General features: G+C 44.9%; 8 protein-coding genes and 4 tRNA genes. 8 read left to right on the top strand and 4 right to left on the bottom strand.

Features of this window, described 5'->3' with window-relative positions:
* The 7 genes from Q1A86_RS19650 to Q1A86_RS19620 form a co-directional block, all read left to right on the top strand.
* Positions 1-4,260, top strand: a 4,260-nt coding sequence (locus tag Q1A86_RS19650; RefSeq protein WP_299810658.1) for a cadherin-like domain-containing protein, incomplete at its 5' end; no start/stop codon positions are given.
* A gap of 93 nt (positions 4,261-4,353) precedes the next feature.
* Positions 4,354-6,531, top strand: coding sequence for a type I secretion system permease/ATPase (locus Q1A86_RS19645; RefSeq protein ID WP_299810655.1), 2,178 nt, complete (start codon positions 4,354-4,356; stop codon positions 6,529-6,531).
* Positions 6,528-7,910 (top strand): HlyD family type I secretion periplasmic adaptor subunit, encoded by a 1,383-nt coding sequence (locus Q1A86_RS19640; protein WP_299810652.1) that lies wholly within the window; start codon positions 6,528-6,530, stop codon positions 7,908-7,910. Before Q1A86_RS19645 ends, Q1A86_RS19640 begins: the two co-directional genes overlap by 4 nt.
* 35 nt (positions 7,911-7,945) lie before the next feature.
* A complete protein-coding gene (locus tag Q1A86_RS19635; RefSeq protein ID WP_299810649.1) occupies positions 7,946-9,367 on the top strand; it encodes a TolC family outer membrane protein in 1,422 nt (473 codons plus the stop codon).
* A complete protein-coding gene (locus tag Q1A86_RS19630) occupies positions 9,364-9,969 on the top strand; it encodes an OmpA family protein (RefSeq protein WP_299810647.1) in 606 nt (201 codons plus the stop codon). Before Q1A86_RS19635 ends, Q1A86_RS19630 begins: the two co-directional genes overlap by 4 nt.
* 18 nt (positions 9,970-9,987) lie before the next feature.
* Entirely contained in the window at positions 9,988-10,695 is a 708-nt protein-coding gene (locus Q1A86_RS19625) for a transglutaminase-like cysteine peptidase (protein ID WP_299810644.1), read from the top strand.
* Positions 10,696-10,702: 7 nt separating this feature from the next.
* Entirely contained in the window at positions 10,703-12,622 is a 1,920-nt protein-coding gene (locus Q1A86_RS19620; RefSeq protein WP_299810641.1) for an EAL domain-containing protein, read from the top strand.
* Positions 12,623-13,110: 488 nt separating this feature from the next.
* On the opposite strand, the gene Q1A86_RS19615 is transcribed toward Q1A86_RS19620, so the two are convergent.
* The 4 genes from Q1A86_RS19615 to Q1A86_RS19600 all read right to left on the bottom strand — a co-directional run bounded on the left by Q1A86_RS19615 (position 13,111) and on the right by Q1A86_RS19600 (position 13,545).
* A tRNA-Pro gene (locus Q1A86_RS19615) sits at positions 13,111-13,187 on the bottom strand.
* Between the two features lie 58 nt (positions 13,188-13,245).
* A tRNA-Pro gene (locus tag Q1A86_RS19610) sits at positions 13,246-13,322 on the bottom strand.
* A 32-nt stretch (positions 13,323-13,354) separates the two neighbouring features.
* Positions 13,355-13,430: transfer RNA gene (locus tag Q1A86_RS19605), tRNA-His, on the bottom strand.
* 38 nt (positions 13,431-13,468) lie between these two features.
* Positions 13,469-13,545: transfer RNA gene (locus Q1A86_RS19600), tRNA-Arg, on the bottom strand.
* 236 nt (positions 13,546-13,781) lie between these two features.
* Between Q1A86_RS19600 and Q1A86_RS19595 the strand changes: the two genes are divergently transcribed.
* Positions 13,782-16,403 carry a diguanylate cyclase gene (locus Q1A86_RS19595; protein ID WP_299810638.1) on the top strand — a complete coding sequence of 874 codons (2,622 nt, stop codon included), beginning with the start codon at positions 13,782-13,784 and terminating at the stop codon, positions 16,401-16,403.
* The last annotated feature ends 37 nt before the right edge of the window (positions 16,404-16,440 follow it).

Raw genomic sequence — 16,440 nt, 5'->3', positions numbered from 1 at the left:
CCGGCTATCCACTATGTCACCACCGATGGTGATACCACCGACAGCTCGACCTTGACCATCAACATCAATGCGCAGGACGATGCTCCTACCATCACATCAGTCACCAGCACTCGAGTCTCAGAAGAGGGTCTTGTCGATGGCGTCACGGACACTACAGGTAATACAGATACCACTGACTCTGTAACGGCAAGTGGCTCCATCAATATCGAAGATCTCGATGGCGATAGCCTATCAGTTTCGCTCTCAGGACCAGCAACAGCCATGACCTCTGGCGGAGAGACCATTAACTGGTCTTGGGACGCTGAGACAGGCACCTTAACGGGCTCTATTGGTGCTGGTGATTCTTATCAAGAAGTGATGACAGTAAAACTTACAGCCCCTGACGGGAACGGTTCTGGCGAATGGAGCTATGATGTCACGCTGCTTGCTCCGGTCGATCACTCAGATACAACATCAGAAGACAACCTGTCTTTAGATTTCGGCATCTCTGTCGATGATGGCAATGGTGGGACAACTGATGGTAGCTTCAACGTTATCATCGAAGATGATGCGCCAGAAGCACATGTTAATGATCTTATTGCAGATAATGTTGCCAATATAGATGGTTACACTGGCAACCTGACCGTTAAAGGTGCAGACAAGGATTATTCAGCGGATCTAACCGGTAATATCACAGGCTGGAGTGATGAGGTTGGTAGCGAACTCTATTTCGCCGACTCGGGGCTAACCACTGGCGGCGAGACCATTTATTACTTTATCGACCCAGCAACCCCCGATGTCATGATTGCCTATACCAGCAGCATCTCTGCAGTGTATGGCGATGGGGGGGCTGATCAATCAGTAGTGTTTACTCTGTCAGTTGACCCGAACTCCGGAGAGTATGTACTCAATCTTGAACAGCCTATCACCGAAGTGATATCTACAAATGCTAATTTTAATGGCTCTATTCCCGGTGGTAACGACGAAGATCTATTTATCCTGATAGAAGGCACAGTTGTCGGTGAAGTTAACGCTAACCATCAAGTACAGTGCTCCATTACCGCAACCAATAGCGATGGTGCAATAGCGTCTGTTAACACCAGTACAAATGGTATAGGTGTTGGCTCAAAAGGCAGCGATGGTGCAGGTAAAGATATTAGTAACGGTGAAACATTAATTCTCACCTTTAGTAGTCCTGTTACAGACAACTTAAGTCTTACTTTAAGTAATAATAGCGGCGCCGCGTATACAGGCACTGCCACATTCTACGTGTCAGGTGTCGATGCCAATGGCGTTGCTATCACCGATACCTTCGTAGGCACCAGTGCCGAATTTACAACTTATCTATCTAACTCACCGATAGCTGAGATAAACCTTATTCAGCTTTCAACGGCGAGTGATGGTTCTGACTTTAACCTTAAATCACTAAATACTGAAACCATTACGGTCGATACCTCAGGTACCACAATTGATTTCACTGTCGATATCATCGATGGTGATGGCGATGTTGATAGCGATAATGATTTTAGTGTCACTCTAAATGCACCATCAGCACTGACTGCTTTAACGCCGTATGGCTTTGCAAGTTTAGACGAGGTGACCCTACTGTCTGATGCCGCTGACAATGACACTGAAACGTTATTGTTTAAAGCCGGTGATTCAGAGATAGACAGCTTTAGCTTTGGCGATACTAGTAACATTGAAGTAGAAGGCATTCGCCAACCTATGAGCTGGCGTATCGAAGACGGTAAATTGATTGGCTCAATGAATGGCCGTGGCGATTTACTTAAGCTAACGCTAGATTGGAATGCTATTGCAGCCGGAGAACAAGGCGCCGTTGTTCTTGATGCCGAGTTACTTGGTAAAATGCCTCATAATATCGATGTCGATAATCTGTTGATCACGGGTATTGAGGTCATTGCAGCAGATGCATCTGGAAGCAATGCGACTTCGAGCGTGACAGTAAGTGTTGCAGACAATAATTCAGCCCCATTAGCGACCGACGACTATTTTGGTGTTGGATTAAATAGCCATTACTACAGCTACAACGACGATACTGATGGCGGAAACCTATCTTCAGTTTCACAGGTCAGAGACTTCATAAATAATAATGAAGCCGATGCGACGTTCATAGCAACAACCTTGAGTTACGCTTGGGGCAAAGGCAACTTAGGAACAGGTAAGAGCCTACAAAACTTCCTAGGTGATGATGCCGCAAGTTTAAGTAATGATCCTGGAAATAGTTCTGACGCCATTTTGCATATGCAAGGCTCTGTGCAATTGGATGCTGGAACCTATGGCTTAAAAGTTACTGCTGATGATGGTTACTCGGTACTTATCGATGGCGTTGTTGTGGCTGAAGTATCTCGAAATCAGTCTTCAAGCACCCGCGTTCCCGGTGATGACGGACACATCTATTTTGACATCACCGACCCAGGCGCTCACTCAATTGAAGTTATCTATTGGGATCAAGGCGGGGCGTACCAGCTTAATATTGAGCTAGGGGTGTTCGATCAAAACAATCAACAAATTGGTGATTACACACCGCTTGGTGATCAAATCATTGCTAACGGTGTGGTCGTTCTTGAAGATACCCCATTCACCTTCAGTGCTGACTCTATTCTTGCAAATGATACCGATCCTGATGGTGACGTACTGTCAATCATCAGCGTTGGTAACGCTCAAAATGGTACCGTAGAGCTAGATGCAGATGGTAATGTGATATTCACACCAGACACTGGCTATAGCGGTTCTGCAAGCTACGAATATACGGTACAAGATGAAGACGGTTTAACCGATACGGCGACAGTCTATTTCGATGTCACACCGACCCGAGATTATGGTTTTGTGGGCGGCACCGACGGTGATAACACCCTACAAGGCACTGATGATCATGACATTATTGTCAGCGACACCACTGGCATTCAGATTGTCCAAGGTGAAAATTACAATATCGCCTTTATTCTCGATTCATCTGGCAGCATGGGAGACCACGCAGTATCCACGGCCAAAGAACAATTAATAGAAGTATTTAAATCCTTAAAGAGCATCACCTCTGAGCTATCTTCAGGAACTGTAAATATTGCGGTTATTGACTTCAATACATCAGCAACGACAAATCTATCACTCAATATTCAAGACTTAGATATTGATGCATTAATAAATAATGAAAATGATGCTTGGAACGACATAACTAGCGATGGCCGTACCGACTATGTTGATGCATTCAATGCCGCTACAGACTGGTTTAATAGTAGCCTAGTAACAAACAACGCTGGTAATAACCTCACCTACTTCATCACCGATGGAGAGCACAATGAAGGTGGGGAACCTGACGTTGCATTTGCTCTGCTATCAGACCTGTCAGAAGTCGAAGCCGTGGGTATCACACAAGGGATTAATGCTAACGAATTAATCCCTTACGACACAGATGGACGCGTTCAGGCAAATGTTAGTGTTGGTAATTTAGCGAATGTTATCCTAGGCTCTGAACAACAACTTATTCAAGGTGACGACACCGTCAGTTCTGGTGAAGGTAACGATATTATCTTTGGCGACTTAGTCTCATTTGATGGCATCGATGGTCAAGGATATAGCGCGTTACAAGCTTTGGTTGCACATGAGACAAGTCAACAGGTTGCAAATGTTACGGTGCAGGATGTCCATGAGTTCATCTCCAGTAACACCCATCTATTTGGCGAAAGTAATGCTAATGACGGAGCCGATAGCTTAGAAGGCGGTGAAGGTAACGACATCCTATTCGGCCAAGGCGGCAATGACGAGTTAATCGGTGGTCTCGGTGCCGACACTCTAATAGGCGGCCTAGGTGACGATGAGCTTACTGGTAACGAGGGAGCAGATACGTTCGTATGGGACAGAAATTCTATCGATAGTTCCGATCCCTCAAGCAGCAATACAGACCATATTACTGACTTTAACTTAGCTGAAGATAAGCTAGATTTAAGCGATATCTTGCAAGGTGATACTGTCAGTGAGCTCGCTCAACATCTGAGCTTTACTGATGAGAATGGTTCTACCAGTATCAATATTGATACAGACGGCAATGGCAGCTTCGACCAGCATATAGTATTAGATGGTGTTGATCTAATAGGTAAGTTTGGTAACGATGAGACCGACATTATTTCCGGCCTATTAGGCAACAACGGAGAAGGGCCGCTTATCGTTGGCACATCAACTGATGCTTCTGTGAATCAAGCAGCTAATAGCCCTGATCCATTGGATGACCAATTAAATCTGAATGGATTTGCTATGCTGCCATAACTAAAAGAGACTACATAATGACCTGTGGCAAAACAGGTCACTATGACCGATACTAAATAAATAATAATAAAATCTTAAGGATAAGTCCAAAAGGTGTCTGCTTCAGATTCTAATAATACTGAGCAATGGACGATCTCAGCCTCTCAAAGAGTGATGGTCGACCCTCTGCTAGACAGTTTGGTGTTACTCACCGAGCATTTCGGTAGCCCATGCTCCAGCGACTCGCTGGCGGCAGGCTTGCCTATGCAGGGACACGTGTTAACACCGGAGCTACTTCCCCAAGCAGCGAGTCGTGCAGGACTTGCAGCTAAGTTATCTCGTAAGGGATTAAACGAAATATCGCCAATCTTGCTCCCTTGTATTTTGCTTTTAAAAGATAAAAAGGCCTGCCTGCTAAGAGAGCTCGATATTGAGCAAGATAAAGCGATTATCCAACTCCCTGAGACGGGTGGTGAAGAGACCCTATCTATAGAAGAGCTTGAAGCGCTTTATGTCGGTTATCTATTCCTAGTAAAGCAAGAATACCGTGGCGATATGGGCTTAGATGTCCATCTGCATGAAAGTAAAGCTCATTGGTTGCTGCAGACGATAAAAGACTCGGCTCCCATTTACCGAGATGCGCTAATAGCCTCGGTACTGGTAAACCTATTTGCGCTAGTTTCTCCATTATTTATCATGAACGTGTACGATAAAGTCGTTCCGAATCTGGCATTTGACTCATTATGGGTACTGGCTATCGGCGCCGGTATTGCCTATATCTTCGACTTAATCATGCGCCAATTAAGAAGCTACCTTATTGACGTTGCAGGTAAGAAGGTCGATATCATCGTATCGTCTCGACTGTTTGCTAAAGCTATCGGCATCCCACTCGAAAAACGCTCACCTAGCGTTGGTGGTATGGCTAAGCAACTCGGTGAATTTGACAGCATCCGCGATATTCTCACTTCGGCCACGATAACGACTTTAGTTGATTTGCCGTTTGCGTTGTTTTTCTTAACCATTATCTATCTTGTCGCTGGCGATCTCGCACTTATACCATTTTTAGGTAGCATCATCATTATCGGATACACCTTAATCATGCAGCCAAAACTTAAGGCTGCAATTGACGAGAGCAATAAGTTTTCAGGCCTAAAGCACGGCCATTTAATCGAGTCATTAGCTTCTATTGAATCGATTAAATCCAGTGGTGCCGAAGGACTCGTACAAAAAAGCTGGCAGCAGATGATTGGTCATACGGCTAACTGGCAACTGAAAAGCAAAAAAATTACCACCTCTGTGACCAATGTGGCCACGTTCGTGGTGCAAACCTCAGTGATTTTTGTGGTGATCCTCGGGGTCTATCGCGTATCTGAAAATGAGATATCCATGGGTGGCATTATTGCGGCGGTGATTTTATCTAGCCGAGCAATTTCGCCGATGGCACAACTTGCAGGCCTAATGACACGAGGTAACCAAACTGCCAGTGCTCTGCGTCAGCTTAATGAGCTAATGACTCAAGAAGATGAATTTGAGAACAAAGGCCACCTTGTTAGCAGGCAGCGTTTGCTGGGCCAAATATCGGCGCACCATATTGGCTTTAGCTATCCTGGATCAGAGCGCCCCATACTTCATCCATTATCACTGAATATCGCTCCGGGTGAGCGAGTGGCGATTATCGGCCGCAACGGTTCGGGAAAAAGTACTTTAGCAAAGCTACTTGTGGGGCTATTCCAGCCAACTAAGGGCAGCTTAACTTATGATGGCTTAGACTCGGCTCAGATCCATCCCAGCGATCTGAGGCGTAACTTCGGTTACCTGCCGCAAGATATCACCTTGTTTCACGGCACTATTCGCGACAACATTTTATTTGGTACTCGCCAAGTTACCGAGCATCAACTAATCCGAGCGGTGCAACTTTCGGGTGTCAATTTATTTACCAATTTAGAAGCGGAAGGGCTAGATCAGCAAGTGGGTGAAGGTGGCCGTGAACTCTCACGCGGCCAACGACAGACCATTGCCCTCGCCCGCGCAACATTGAATGATCCTCCAGTGCTATTAATGGACGAACCCACAGCCAGTCTTGATGCTAGGGCTGAAAAGCAGTTTATTCACGCGATGCACAATGTGAGTAAAGATAGAACCTTACTGCTAATCACTCATAAGATGCACCTACTCAACCTTGTCGATCGCATCATAGTCTTAGATCGCGGCCATATCGTGGCCGATGGCCCTAAAGCTGAAGTCCTCAAGAAGCTAAATGATGGTTTATTAGCGGGAGCAGCTAAGAAATGAGTAAGCACTTAACCACACACGATCTCGAGATGGTGGATGACGTTTACGGTGCAATGATGACTGATGCACCCGCAAGTCACCGCCTAATCATATGGGCACTCGCGGCCTTAGCAATCACCTTCCTAATCTGGGCCTACTTTGCCGAACTTGATCAGGTAACCACAGGCATGGGCAAGGTTATCCCCTCATCACAAGTACAGGTTATTCAAAGCTTAGATGGCGGTATTTTACAGGAAATGTACGTCCAAGAAGGTTTGATTGTGACCAAAGGTCAGCCTCTAGTTCGTATCGACGCAACTCGTTTTCAATCTGATTTTGCTCAGCAAGAGCAAGAAGTTAACGGCCTACTTTCAAACGTTATTCGCTTAAAAGCCGAACTCAATAGCATTACAATTTCAGCCATTTCTAATGACTGGAGAGAGCAAGTTAAAATTTCTCCGAAGACATTAATCTTCCCTGAATCCCTGGAGCAAAATGAGCCTGAGTTGACTAGCAGGCAACGTGAAGAATATGCAGGCCGATTAGATAACTTAAGTAATCAACTCGAGATCCAGGCTAGACAAATTCAGCAGCGTAACCAAGAGATCCAAGAACTAGCTTCAAAAATTAAGACCCTCACAACGAGCTTCCAACTGGTATCTCGAGAGCTTGAGCTAACTCGCCCACTCGCAGAGAAAGGCATTGTTCCTGAAGTCGAGCTACTCAAACTGCAACGAGTAGTAAATGATATCCAAGGAGAGTTAGCCTCGCTTCGACTACTTAGACCAAAAGTTAAATCCACCATGGATGAAGCGATTCTAAAACGCCGTGAATCGGTATTGATTTATGCCGCTGATAGCCGCGCCCAGCTGAACGAGATGCAGACTAAGTTATCACGTATGAATGAGGCCCAAGTCGGTGCTCAAGATAAGGTTAGCAAAGCAGAAATTATCTCTCCGGTAAATGGCACGGTAAAAACAGTCCATATCAATACCCTAGGCGGTGTCGTTCAGCCCGGTGTCGATATTATTGAAATCGTACCGTCAGAAGACAAACTGTTAATTGAAACGAAGATTATTCCTAAAGATATCGCGTTTTTGCATCCTGGATTACCCGCTGTCGTAAAAGTCACCGCCTATGACTTCACCCGCTATGGCGGCTTAAATGGTGTGGTCGAACACATTAGTGCCGACACGACACAAGATGAAGAAGGTAACAGCTTCTACATAGTAAAAGTTAGAACTGAGTTTTCTAGTCTAACAAAAGATGATGGAACTCAAATGCCTATCATTCCCGGAATGCTTACTTCGGTGGATGTAATTACAGGGCAAAGGTCAGTTTTAGAGTACATACTTAATCCAATATTACGAGCTAAAGACACGGCACTCAGGGAGCGCTAGGCTCGGTATAAGAAAATAACCAGGAGGGGTTTAACATGGATAGCAGCACATTACGGCAGCTAAAGCGCAGTGCATTAGCACTTGCCGTTAGCGCGCTGATGATACCAGCCACAGCTTCTAGTCAAACACTAGAGCAGGCGGTAGCACACACACTGGACACAAACCCAGAGATACGGATAGCATTTAACCGCTTTAAGGCCCGTGAAGAGCAGGTCAATCAAGCCGTAGCAGGCTACATGCCGACGGTTGATATTAGTGCAGGCTACGGTTGGGAGCAGACGAACAGTCCGTCGACTCGTCGACGCGCCGGCCAAGGCGATGTAGATAGTGATGGTGTGATTGAACTCGAACGCGGTGAAGCGGGTTTTAGTATCAAACAGATGCTTTTTGATGGTTTCCACACCAGCAGTGAAGTCGATAGATACAGCTTCGAAGCCAGCGCTGAGCAGTGGGCATTATTTGCTGCTGCCGAGGACATGGCTTTAGATGTCGCAAAAGTTTATATCAACTATATCCGCAGTGAGCAGGTTCTTACCTTGGCAGAGAAGAATCTTCAAAGTCATAAAGAGATCTACGAGCAAATTAAGCAGCGTACCGATTCAGGCTTAGGCTCTACAGCCGACCTTTCGCAAATTACTGGCCGTTTAGCACGCGCGAACGCCAATGTCATCTCCGCACGCAATAACTTCTACGATGCAAAATCTCAATTTGTTCGCATCGTTGAGCAGCAACCAGAAGACATGATAGTCCCTGTACCAGATGCCGATATGTTACCAGCAGATCTCAGCAGCAGCGTCATGATGGCCCAAGATAACCACCCTATTCTCAAATCAGCGGCGAGTGACATATACGCAGCAGAGAATGAGAAAGATTCGGCACAGTCAAACTACTACCCAAAGATCACCTTAGAGCTAGATGGTAATTGGAATAACAACCTTGATGGCGAAGATGGTATTAGCGAAAGCATATTAGGCATCAATGATATTGGAGGTCATAGCAATGACCTCGTCGCTATGGTTCGCTTAAAGTACAACCTATTTGCCGGTGGCCGCGATCTTGCCCGTGAAAAAGAAGCCGCATATAAAGTTGGCGAAGCTAAAGAGATCCGTCAACGCGCCCACAGACAAGTCGTGGAAGGCGTCAATCTAGCCTGGAACGCCTACGAGCTGCTCACTCCACAAAAAATGTACATCCGAGATCATGTCGTTGCAGCTAAGGATACCCAAGTTGCCTATAGCCAGCAGTTCAACTTAGGTCAGCGTACTTTGTTAGATCTGCTAGATACTGAGAATGAGCTTTTTGAAGCCAGAAAAGATTACTTAGAGTCTGAGTATGATGAGATCATCGCTCAATACCGCGTACTCAATGCCACCGGGCAACTGCTCGATTCACTGCGCGTAACTAGACCCGATGTCTGGAATGGAGAGAGAGATTACGAAGGAGGAGTCCCACAATGAAGATCATTATAGCTCTATTAAGCCTCGCAATTTTAGGTGGCTGCTCAATGCGAGATATTGCCACCATGAATGAGCCGACGGTACAGGTGAATGACCTCAACGATATCGATAATGATGGCGTAATTGTGGCCAGAGAGCGCTGCACAGAAACGGCATTAGGTGCAACGATTGATAATTATGGCTGCGGTAAGATAAAACCGATCAATGAGCGACAAGAATTAAAGATCCTGTTTGCTAATGACTCTTACTATATCGATCCTCTTTATTATTCACAGGTAGAAGTGATCGCGAGCTTTATGCAAAAGTTCCCTAATACTCAAGCAGTTATTGAGGGGCACTGTAGCAAGACGGGATCGCACCAACATAACCAGGTGCTATCTCAAAACCGTGCCAACGCAGTCAGCTCCTTACTTGCTGAGCGCTTTGGTATTGATTCAAGCAGACTTAGTGCTGTAGGTTATAGCTTCGATCGTCCTATCGATCCGACTCATACAGCATCAGCACATAAGATAAACCGCCGAGTCATAGCCGAGCTTACCGGTGACGATACCACTGCAGATATGAAGTGGCACATCTACACGGTAGACGAAGAAGTAAAATAGTAGAAGTACCGGAGCAGTATGGTTGGCAGGCTTTATCAATTAAAAAAATTACGAAAAGTCTGCCAATTAAAATTGACGGTGTTAGCTCTGTCCGTCTCCAGCCTTTATGCCGGGCCTGTTCAAGAATTAGATGCTGACCATATTACCCAAACGATTGAATCGCAATATGGCGAGCGTGCAGGGAAAAGAATTAGAGCCTGGTTTAAGATTTTAGATGAAGCTAAAGGTTTGCAAGATAGCGATAAAATATTGATGGTGAATAACTTTTTCAACCTATTTCATTTTGTCGACGATATAAAACTTTGGGGAAACAAGAATTATTGGGCAACGCCCATGGAGTTTATAGGGGTTAGCGGTGGTGACTGTGAGGATTTCTCAATCGCCAAATACTTTACCCTGCTTCAGCTCGGTGTGTCTGAAGATAAATTACGCATAACTATGGTTAAAGCAACCAGCGTAAATCAATATCACATGGTACTCGCTTACTATGAGACACCCTCTTCTATCCCTCTCGTTTTAGATAATCTTGATAAAACAATTAAGCCCGCAACACAGAGAAAAGATCTGTTGCCTGTCTACAGCTTTAATGGTCGACAGCTATGGCTAAACAAAGAAAAAGGACGAGGTGTTCTGGCAGGTTCTTCATCAAAACTTGCTAAATGGAATGATCTGAAACATCGCTTGGGTGTTGAGCGCCTTAACCAACCCAAGATAAAACTGGAGTAGTTAGAAGATGACACTGTTTCGACAGATATACACACTACTGTTTGTATTGTTCTTATTGGTTGTTGCGAGTTTAGGCTATGTACAGTTTACCGAAACTCAAAACTTCCTAACTAAACAAATGGAATCCGATCTCAACAATACTAGCCACTCACTCGGTATTATGTTGGTTCCCGATTTAGAAGCGGGTGACATTGTAGGTGCTGAAACCCTAATTAATGTGATCTTTGAGGGTGGCTACTATCAACAAGTCAAACTCACTTGGTTGGTCGATGGCAAACAACAGGTATGGGAAAACCCGATGAAAATCGAGGGGGTTCCCCAATGGTTTATCGACTTAGGGCTATTCGAAACCATTAAACGCGAGAGCACCATCACCTCAGGCTGGATCCAACTAGCTCGCCTTGAGATCACCGCTCACCCAGGTTTCGGTTATCACGAGCTCTGGCGCACCATGACCAATGCCATCATCGTCTTTTCAATCCTATTTCTGATTGCCATTATTTTTGCCCGTGTCGGCTTAACTTGGATTTTAAAGCCTCTGCACCATATTGCCGAGCATGCTAAAGAGATCGCGAATCGAAAGTTTGGTCCCGACATGACAGTACCCAAGACCGCCGAGCTAAAGTCTGTGGTACAGGCTTTCAACAGCATGTCCGATCAACTCAAGCAGATCTTTAACTCACTCGATGAAGAAGTTGGAGAGCTAAGAAAGAAAAACCTTGTCGATCAAGTCTCAGGCCTACCCAACCGCCAATATATGATGGGGCGATTAAACAGTTGGCTGAGTGAACCTAAGAGTGGTGCACTCATGATGGCAAAGTTTGACTGGTTAGAAGAAGTGCACAGTAAGTACGGTTACCAAGTCCGTGATGAAACCATCAAGTTGCTATCGAATAAAATGAAGCAACATTTAGACGGTGTCACCACATCTGTTATTGCACGTATTGCCGCATATGAATTTGCCTTCTTGATCACGAGCTCTGAGCATGAGCAAACCAGTAAATACCTGCAAACGCTGATCCGTACCATTAACCAAGAGATCTCCAAGGCCGGTTGTAAACCAAACGAGAACTTTGCGATTGGTATTGCCGAACGTATCGGTCAGATGACCGTCACCGATATCTTGGCACAAGCCGATAATGCTCTGCAGAAGTCTCTGCAAGAGAATAAAGTTTTCCATTGGTTTGAGACCAGTGAGAAGCAACTTTTCACTCGAGAACAATGGCGCGATCATCTAAGTCATGCAATTACCGACGGTCAATTCAAGTTTAAATGGCAACCCATTTTGCTCAATCAAACTGAGTCGGTTTTACAGCGAGAGCTATATTGCCAATTGGAGATTGACGGCAAGATGGTGCACGCGGGCCAGTTCATGCCTTATGTCGAGCTGCTCTCTTTGGGTAGCCTACTCGATAAATGCCTAATTAAGACTATTCATAATAAGAAGTTATTGGATAGAAACTTCGAGCCCGTCGCCATTAACTTAACTTTCCAGAGTATTGGCGATATAGAGTTCCATCAATGGCTCGATAAGTTCCTCCGCTCTTCAACACTTCGAGAGCGGATCTGTTTCGATATTCCTGAAGCAGCCGTGTATAGCAATCCTGAAGCCTGTCAGGCCCTTTGCGCCATTATTCGAGATAACGGCGCTCACTTCGGTATCGACCACTTTGGCCGTCAGTTTGGCTCAATGGCATATTTGCAGAACATACGCCCAAGCTATGTGAAGCTTGATCAATCCTTTGCTTATTACGATGAGGATGCTCACAGCAGCGAGCTATGCCGAGCGCTAATTAACGTCGCCAAAGGGTTAGATATCGAGGTAATAGCGACGGGTATAGAGGAAGAGACACAACTAAAACGTTTTATTCCATTAAAGACCAATGCGTATATGGGCTTTATCTCCCCGCCTATCGCAGTCGAATAGTAGAAATTATTAAAATAAACAAAGGCCTCTCAGAGGCCTTTGTTATTTTTAGGTTCTAGGAAAGGCTAAGACGGTAAAAGCCGAAACTGCAGGAAATGATTAGAGACATAGACGAGAAAAGCCGGGGAAGCAATAACGGAAAAGGCGGTAATAGGTCCTAGATCCTAGGTCCTAAAACTCTACCCCAACTTCAATTTTAATTCGATGTCCTAAAATGCCAACCTCAGCTTTACGCTTCATCTTAGCGTTTCCGACTTTTCCGACTTTTCCGTCAGTGAGCCTGCGAACGTTCCGTTATCCGTAAGCGCAGCGTTCGTCTTAGCTTCCCCTCGTATTTTTTTTTAAAACGAAAAAAGCCTCTTGATTTCTCAAGAGGCTTTTCGAAAAGTGGTCGGCTATGGTTTCATAAAAAGAAAGGATTCGAATCCGTAGCTCTATGTTTCAGATACAAAAAGCCCTTCGATTACTCGAAGGGCTTCATGTAAAAGTGGTCGGTGATAGAGGATTCGAACCTCTGACCCTCTGGTCCCAAACCAGATGCGCTACCGGGCTGCGCTAATCACCGAAAATCTTTTATCTTACTTAACTTGCTAAATATCGAGTAAACTCGCTATTTATAAATGTGGTCGGTGATAGAGGATTCGAACCTCTGACCCTCTGGTCCCAAACCAGATGCGCTACCGGGCTGCGCTAATCACCGAGTCTTTTACAACATTTAAAGCTTTAGGAAAATGGGGTGACTGATGGGGTTCGAACCCACGACAACCGGAATCACAATCCGGGACTCTACCAACTGAGCTACAATCACCACTGATATTTCCTACTAACAAGACGCCGTTTCCATTCTGGTGCACCCAGAAGGATTCGAACCCTCGGCCTCACCCTCCGGAGGGGTGCGCTCTATCCAGCTGAGCTATGGGTGCCTTGCCTTGTTAGCGGGGCATATATTAGGTTCAAAACGCCCTGCCGTCTACACTTGTTTTGCTTTTTTTATGGTTTTTACGTTCGTTCGCTCAAGAATTGAGTGATCTGTACGCTTTTATACCAGAACCAACCCAAAAGCGTCAAAATAATGACTTGGATATGGGCCTATTTCGTGTTATCAATATGTATCAGCTCAAATCCTAACCAAATTTAAAGCGGCGATTGGCGGAACAACATGTTTAGGGAAGAAACATCTCAGTCAAAAACGACATTGAGACTGAATAAAAGGATTACTCGTTTAAAAAAGCTCGCGCAAAAATACAAGCGTGCAGAGATAACGCAAAATGCGCTATTAGAGATCTCTAACTTTGCAGCGAGTGTTACCACGCCTGAAGAGTTCTATTCGTCACTGCATAGGTCGATCAAAAAGCTGATCCCTGCTGATAACTTTTTTATCGCAACACTTAACTCAACAACAGCCAAGATTGAGGTCCCCTTCTTTCAAGATGAGAAAGATGCACACCCTAAAGAGTTCTATCCCGATGAAGAGCTATCAGACACCTTATACAGTGGCCTAACCGGCTACGTACTCAAAACAGATCAAACATTGATTTGTGATGACCAAACCTATCGCCAGCTTGTCGAATCGAATGCCATCACGCCACGGGGAAGCCATTTCCGCCAATGGGTAGGCACGCCAATTAGAAGCGTCAATAGCACCTTAGGTGTATTAGTCTTTCAGAGCTACAGCCGTGACATCCTCTATAACGAGATAGAAATTGAACTAATGAACTTCATTAGTCACCATATTTCCGGTGTGATTCAGAGGCTGCAAAACCAAGAGCAGTTAGAGCATGCGATCAACACTCGCACTAAAGAGTTAAGCATCGCATATAACAAGCTTAAGCAAGAGGTCTATGAAAGACGTCGCGCTGAGCGCTTACAACAGTCACTGTTTGAGATCGCCGACTTGGCAAACTCAAATATTGATAGCCAAGAATTCTATAGCGAGATCCACCGCGTCATTAGCCATCTATTACCGGTCAATAACTGCTTTATCTCGCAGCTTAATGAAAAACGAAATGCGCTTACCTTCCCCTATTTCGTATCCCAGTTCGATCTTCCTCTGCCAAAGCCCCGTGCACTAAGTGATGGCTTAACCGAATATATCCTATTGCATAGCAAGCCTAGGTTACTCAATCGACAAGATATTAATGAGCTCATCGAATCCGGTGCTCTCTATTGCGAAGCGCCAGAACTAAACGAAACCCAAGAGATCAACCAGTGGATAGGCGTACCGCTGTTTATTAATGGTCAAGTCTGCGGTGCTTTGACGGTTTACAGTTATAGCTTTACCCAAAACTATCAAGAGAAAGACTTAGAATTACTCACTTTCGTCTCTCACCATATTGCGACTGCGATTGAGAAAAAGTTGTCTGCCGAATCACTAAAACAGAGTTACGAGCAGTTAGAAGACAAAGTCAATAAACGAACTAAGGCGCTAGAGAGTGTTAATCAAGATCTCGAAAAGGAGATTAATCAACGTAAACGTATCGAACGCCAGTTGGTGCACGATGCCAAACACGACAATCTAACAGGCCTTCCCAATCGTTCCATGTTTATGGAGCGCTTAACTCAAGCGATAAAGCATGTGCGTAGACATAGTCTTGAAAGGTTTGCCGTACTCTTTATTGATATGGACAGATTTAAGTTGCTCAACGATACCCTAGGTCACTTAGAAGGCGACCGCTTCTTAATTGAAACGGCAAAACGCCTGCAACACTGCATTCGTAATAATGACATGCTCGCCCGCCTAGGCGGTGATGAGTTTGTCATTTTCCTCGATAGTATCAATGGTCAGCAGGATGCAGAAGATGTAGCGGATAGAGTACTGACAGAGCTATCCAGGCCTTATGAACTTGCTAACCAGCAATTTAACTCCAGCGCCAGCATCGGCCTGGCAATGAGCGGTCAGAGCCACTCAGACACTAGTGAGTCGATACTGAGAGATGCCGATACGGCAATGTACCAAGCCAAATCACAAGGTAAAGGCTGCTACGTGCTCTTTAATCATGGGGTGAATCAGCAACAAATCAAAGATATCAAGCTAGAAAACGAGCTTAAGAATGCACTACACAAGAAAGAGCTACAGCTAAGTTACCTGCCAATCATGACATTGAGCTCAGAACAGCCTCTAGCTTTCGAGCCTAGACTATTCTGGCATCACCCAACTTTAGGCAAGCTCAAACAGGCACAGCTGAACAATATCGCTGAGCACTGCAACATGGTGATAGAACTCGACAATTACTTATTCGAACAGGTCAATCAAAGCTATCATCATATGCAGCAGAAGTACGGCAATCAATTTCAACTACATATGCCTATCTCTAGCCAGCACTTAAATCATAAGTATGCGTTAAGAGCCCTTAAGAACAGAATTAAGCAGTGCCAATTCAATATCAATGATTTGACCCTGTTTTTTAATGAGAAGGCTTTCGTGCAAAATACCAATAATCACATCAGCGCCTTCGATAGCCTTAACAAGCTTGATGTCAAACTTGGGATTGAAGCCTATGGCAGCGCCCACAGTGCCATCAGTAGTTTGACCTTCCTCCCCATCCAAGCATTAAAACTCGATTCTAGCTATAGCGCACACCTAGATAGCAAGCAGCATGTTAAGTTGGTAAAGGCTTACTTTAATGCGGCTCAGGCTCTAGAATTTGAGATCTTTGCCGTTGGAATAAGCAATCAAAAGCAATGCGATATATTGCAGGAGTTAGGATTTACTAAAGGCCAGGGCAGCCTATTAGGTAATGTGATTGAGTTTGAGACAAAAAAAAACAGGGTATGTGCCTAATTGAGGCTAACACCCTGCTTTAAGTTCGACTAATACC

This window comes from uncultured Shewanella sp., from assembly GCF_947497935.1.
In the GTDB taxonomy this organism is placed as follows: domain Bacteria; phylum Pseudomonadota; class Gammaproteobacteria; order Enterobacterales; family Shewanellaceae; genus Shewanella.
This window is presented reverse-complemented; position numbering and strand designations above follow the sequence as displayed.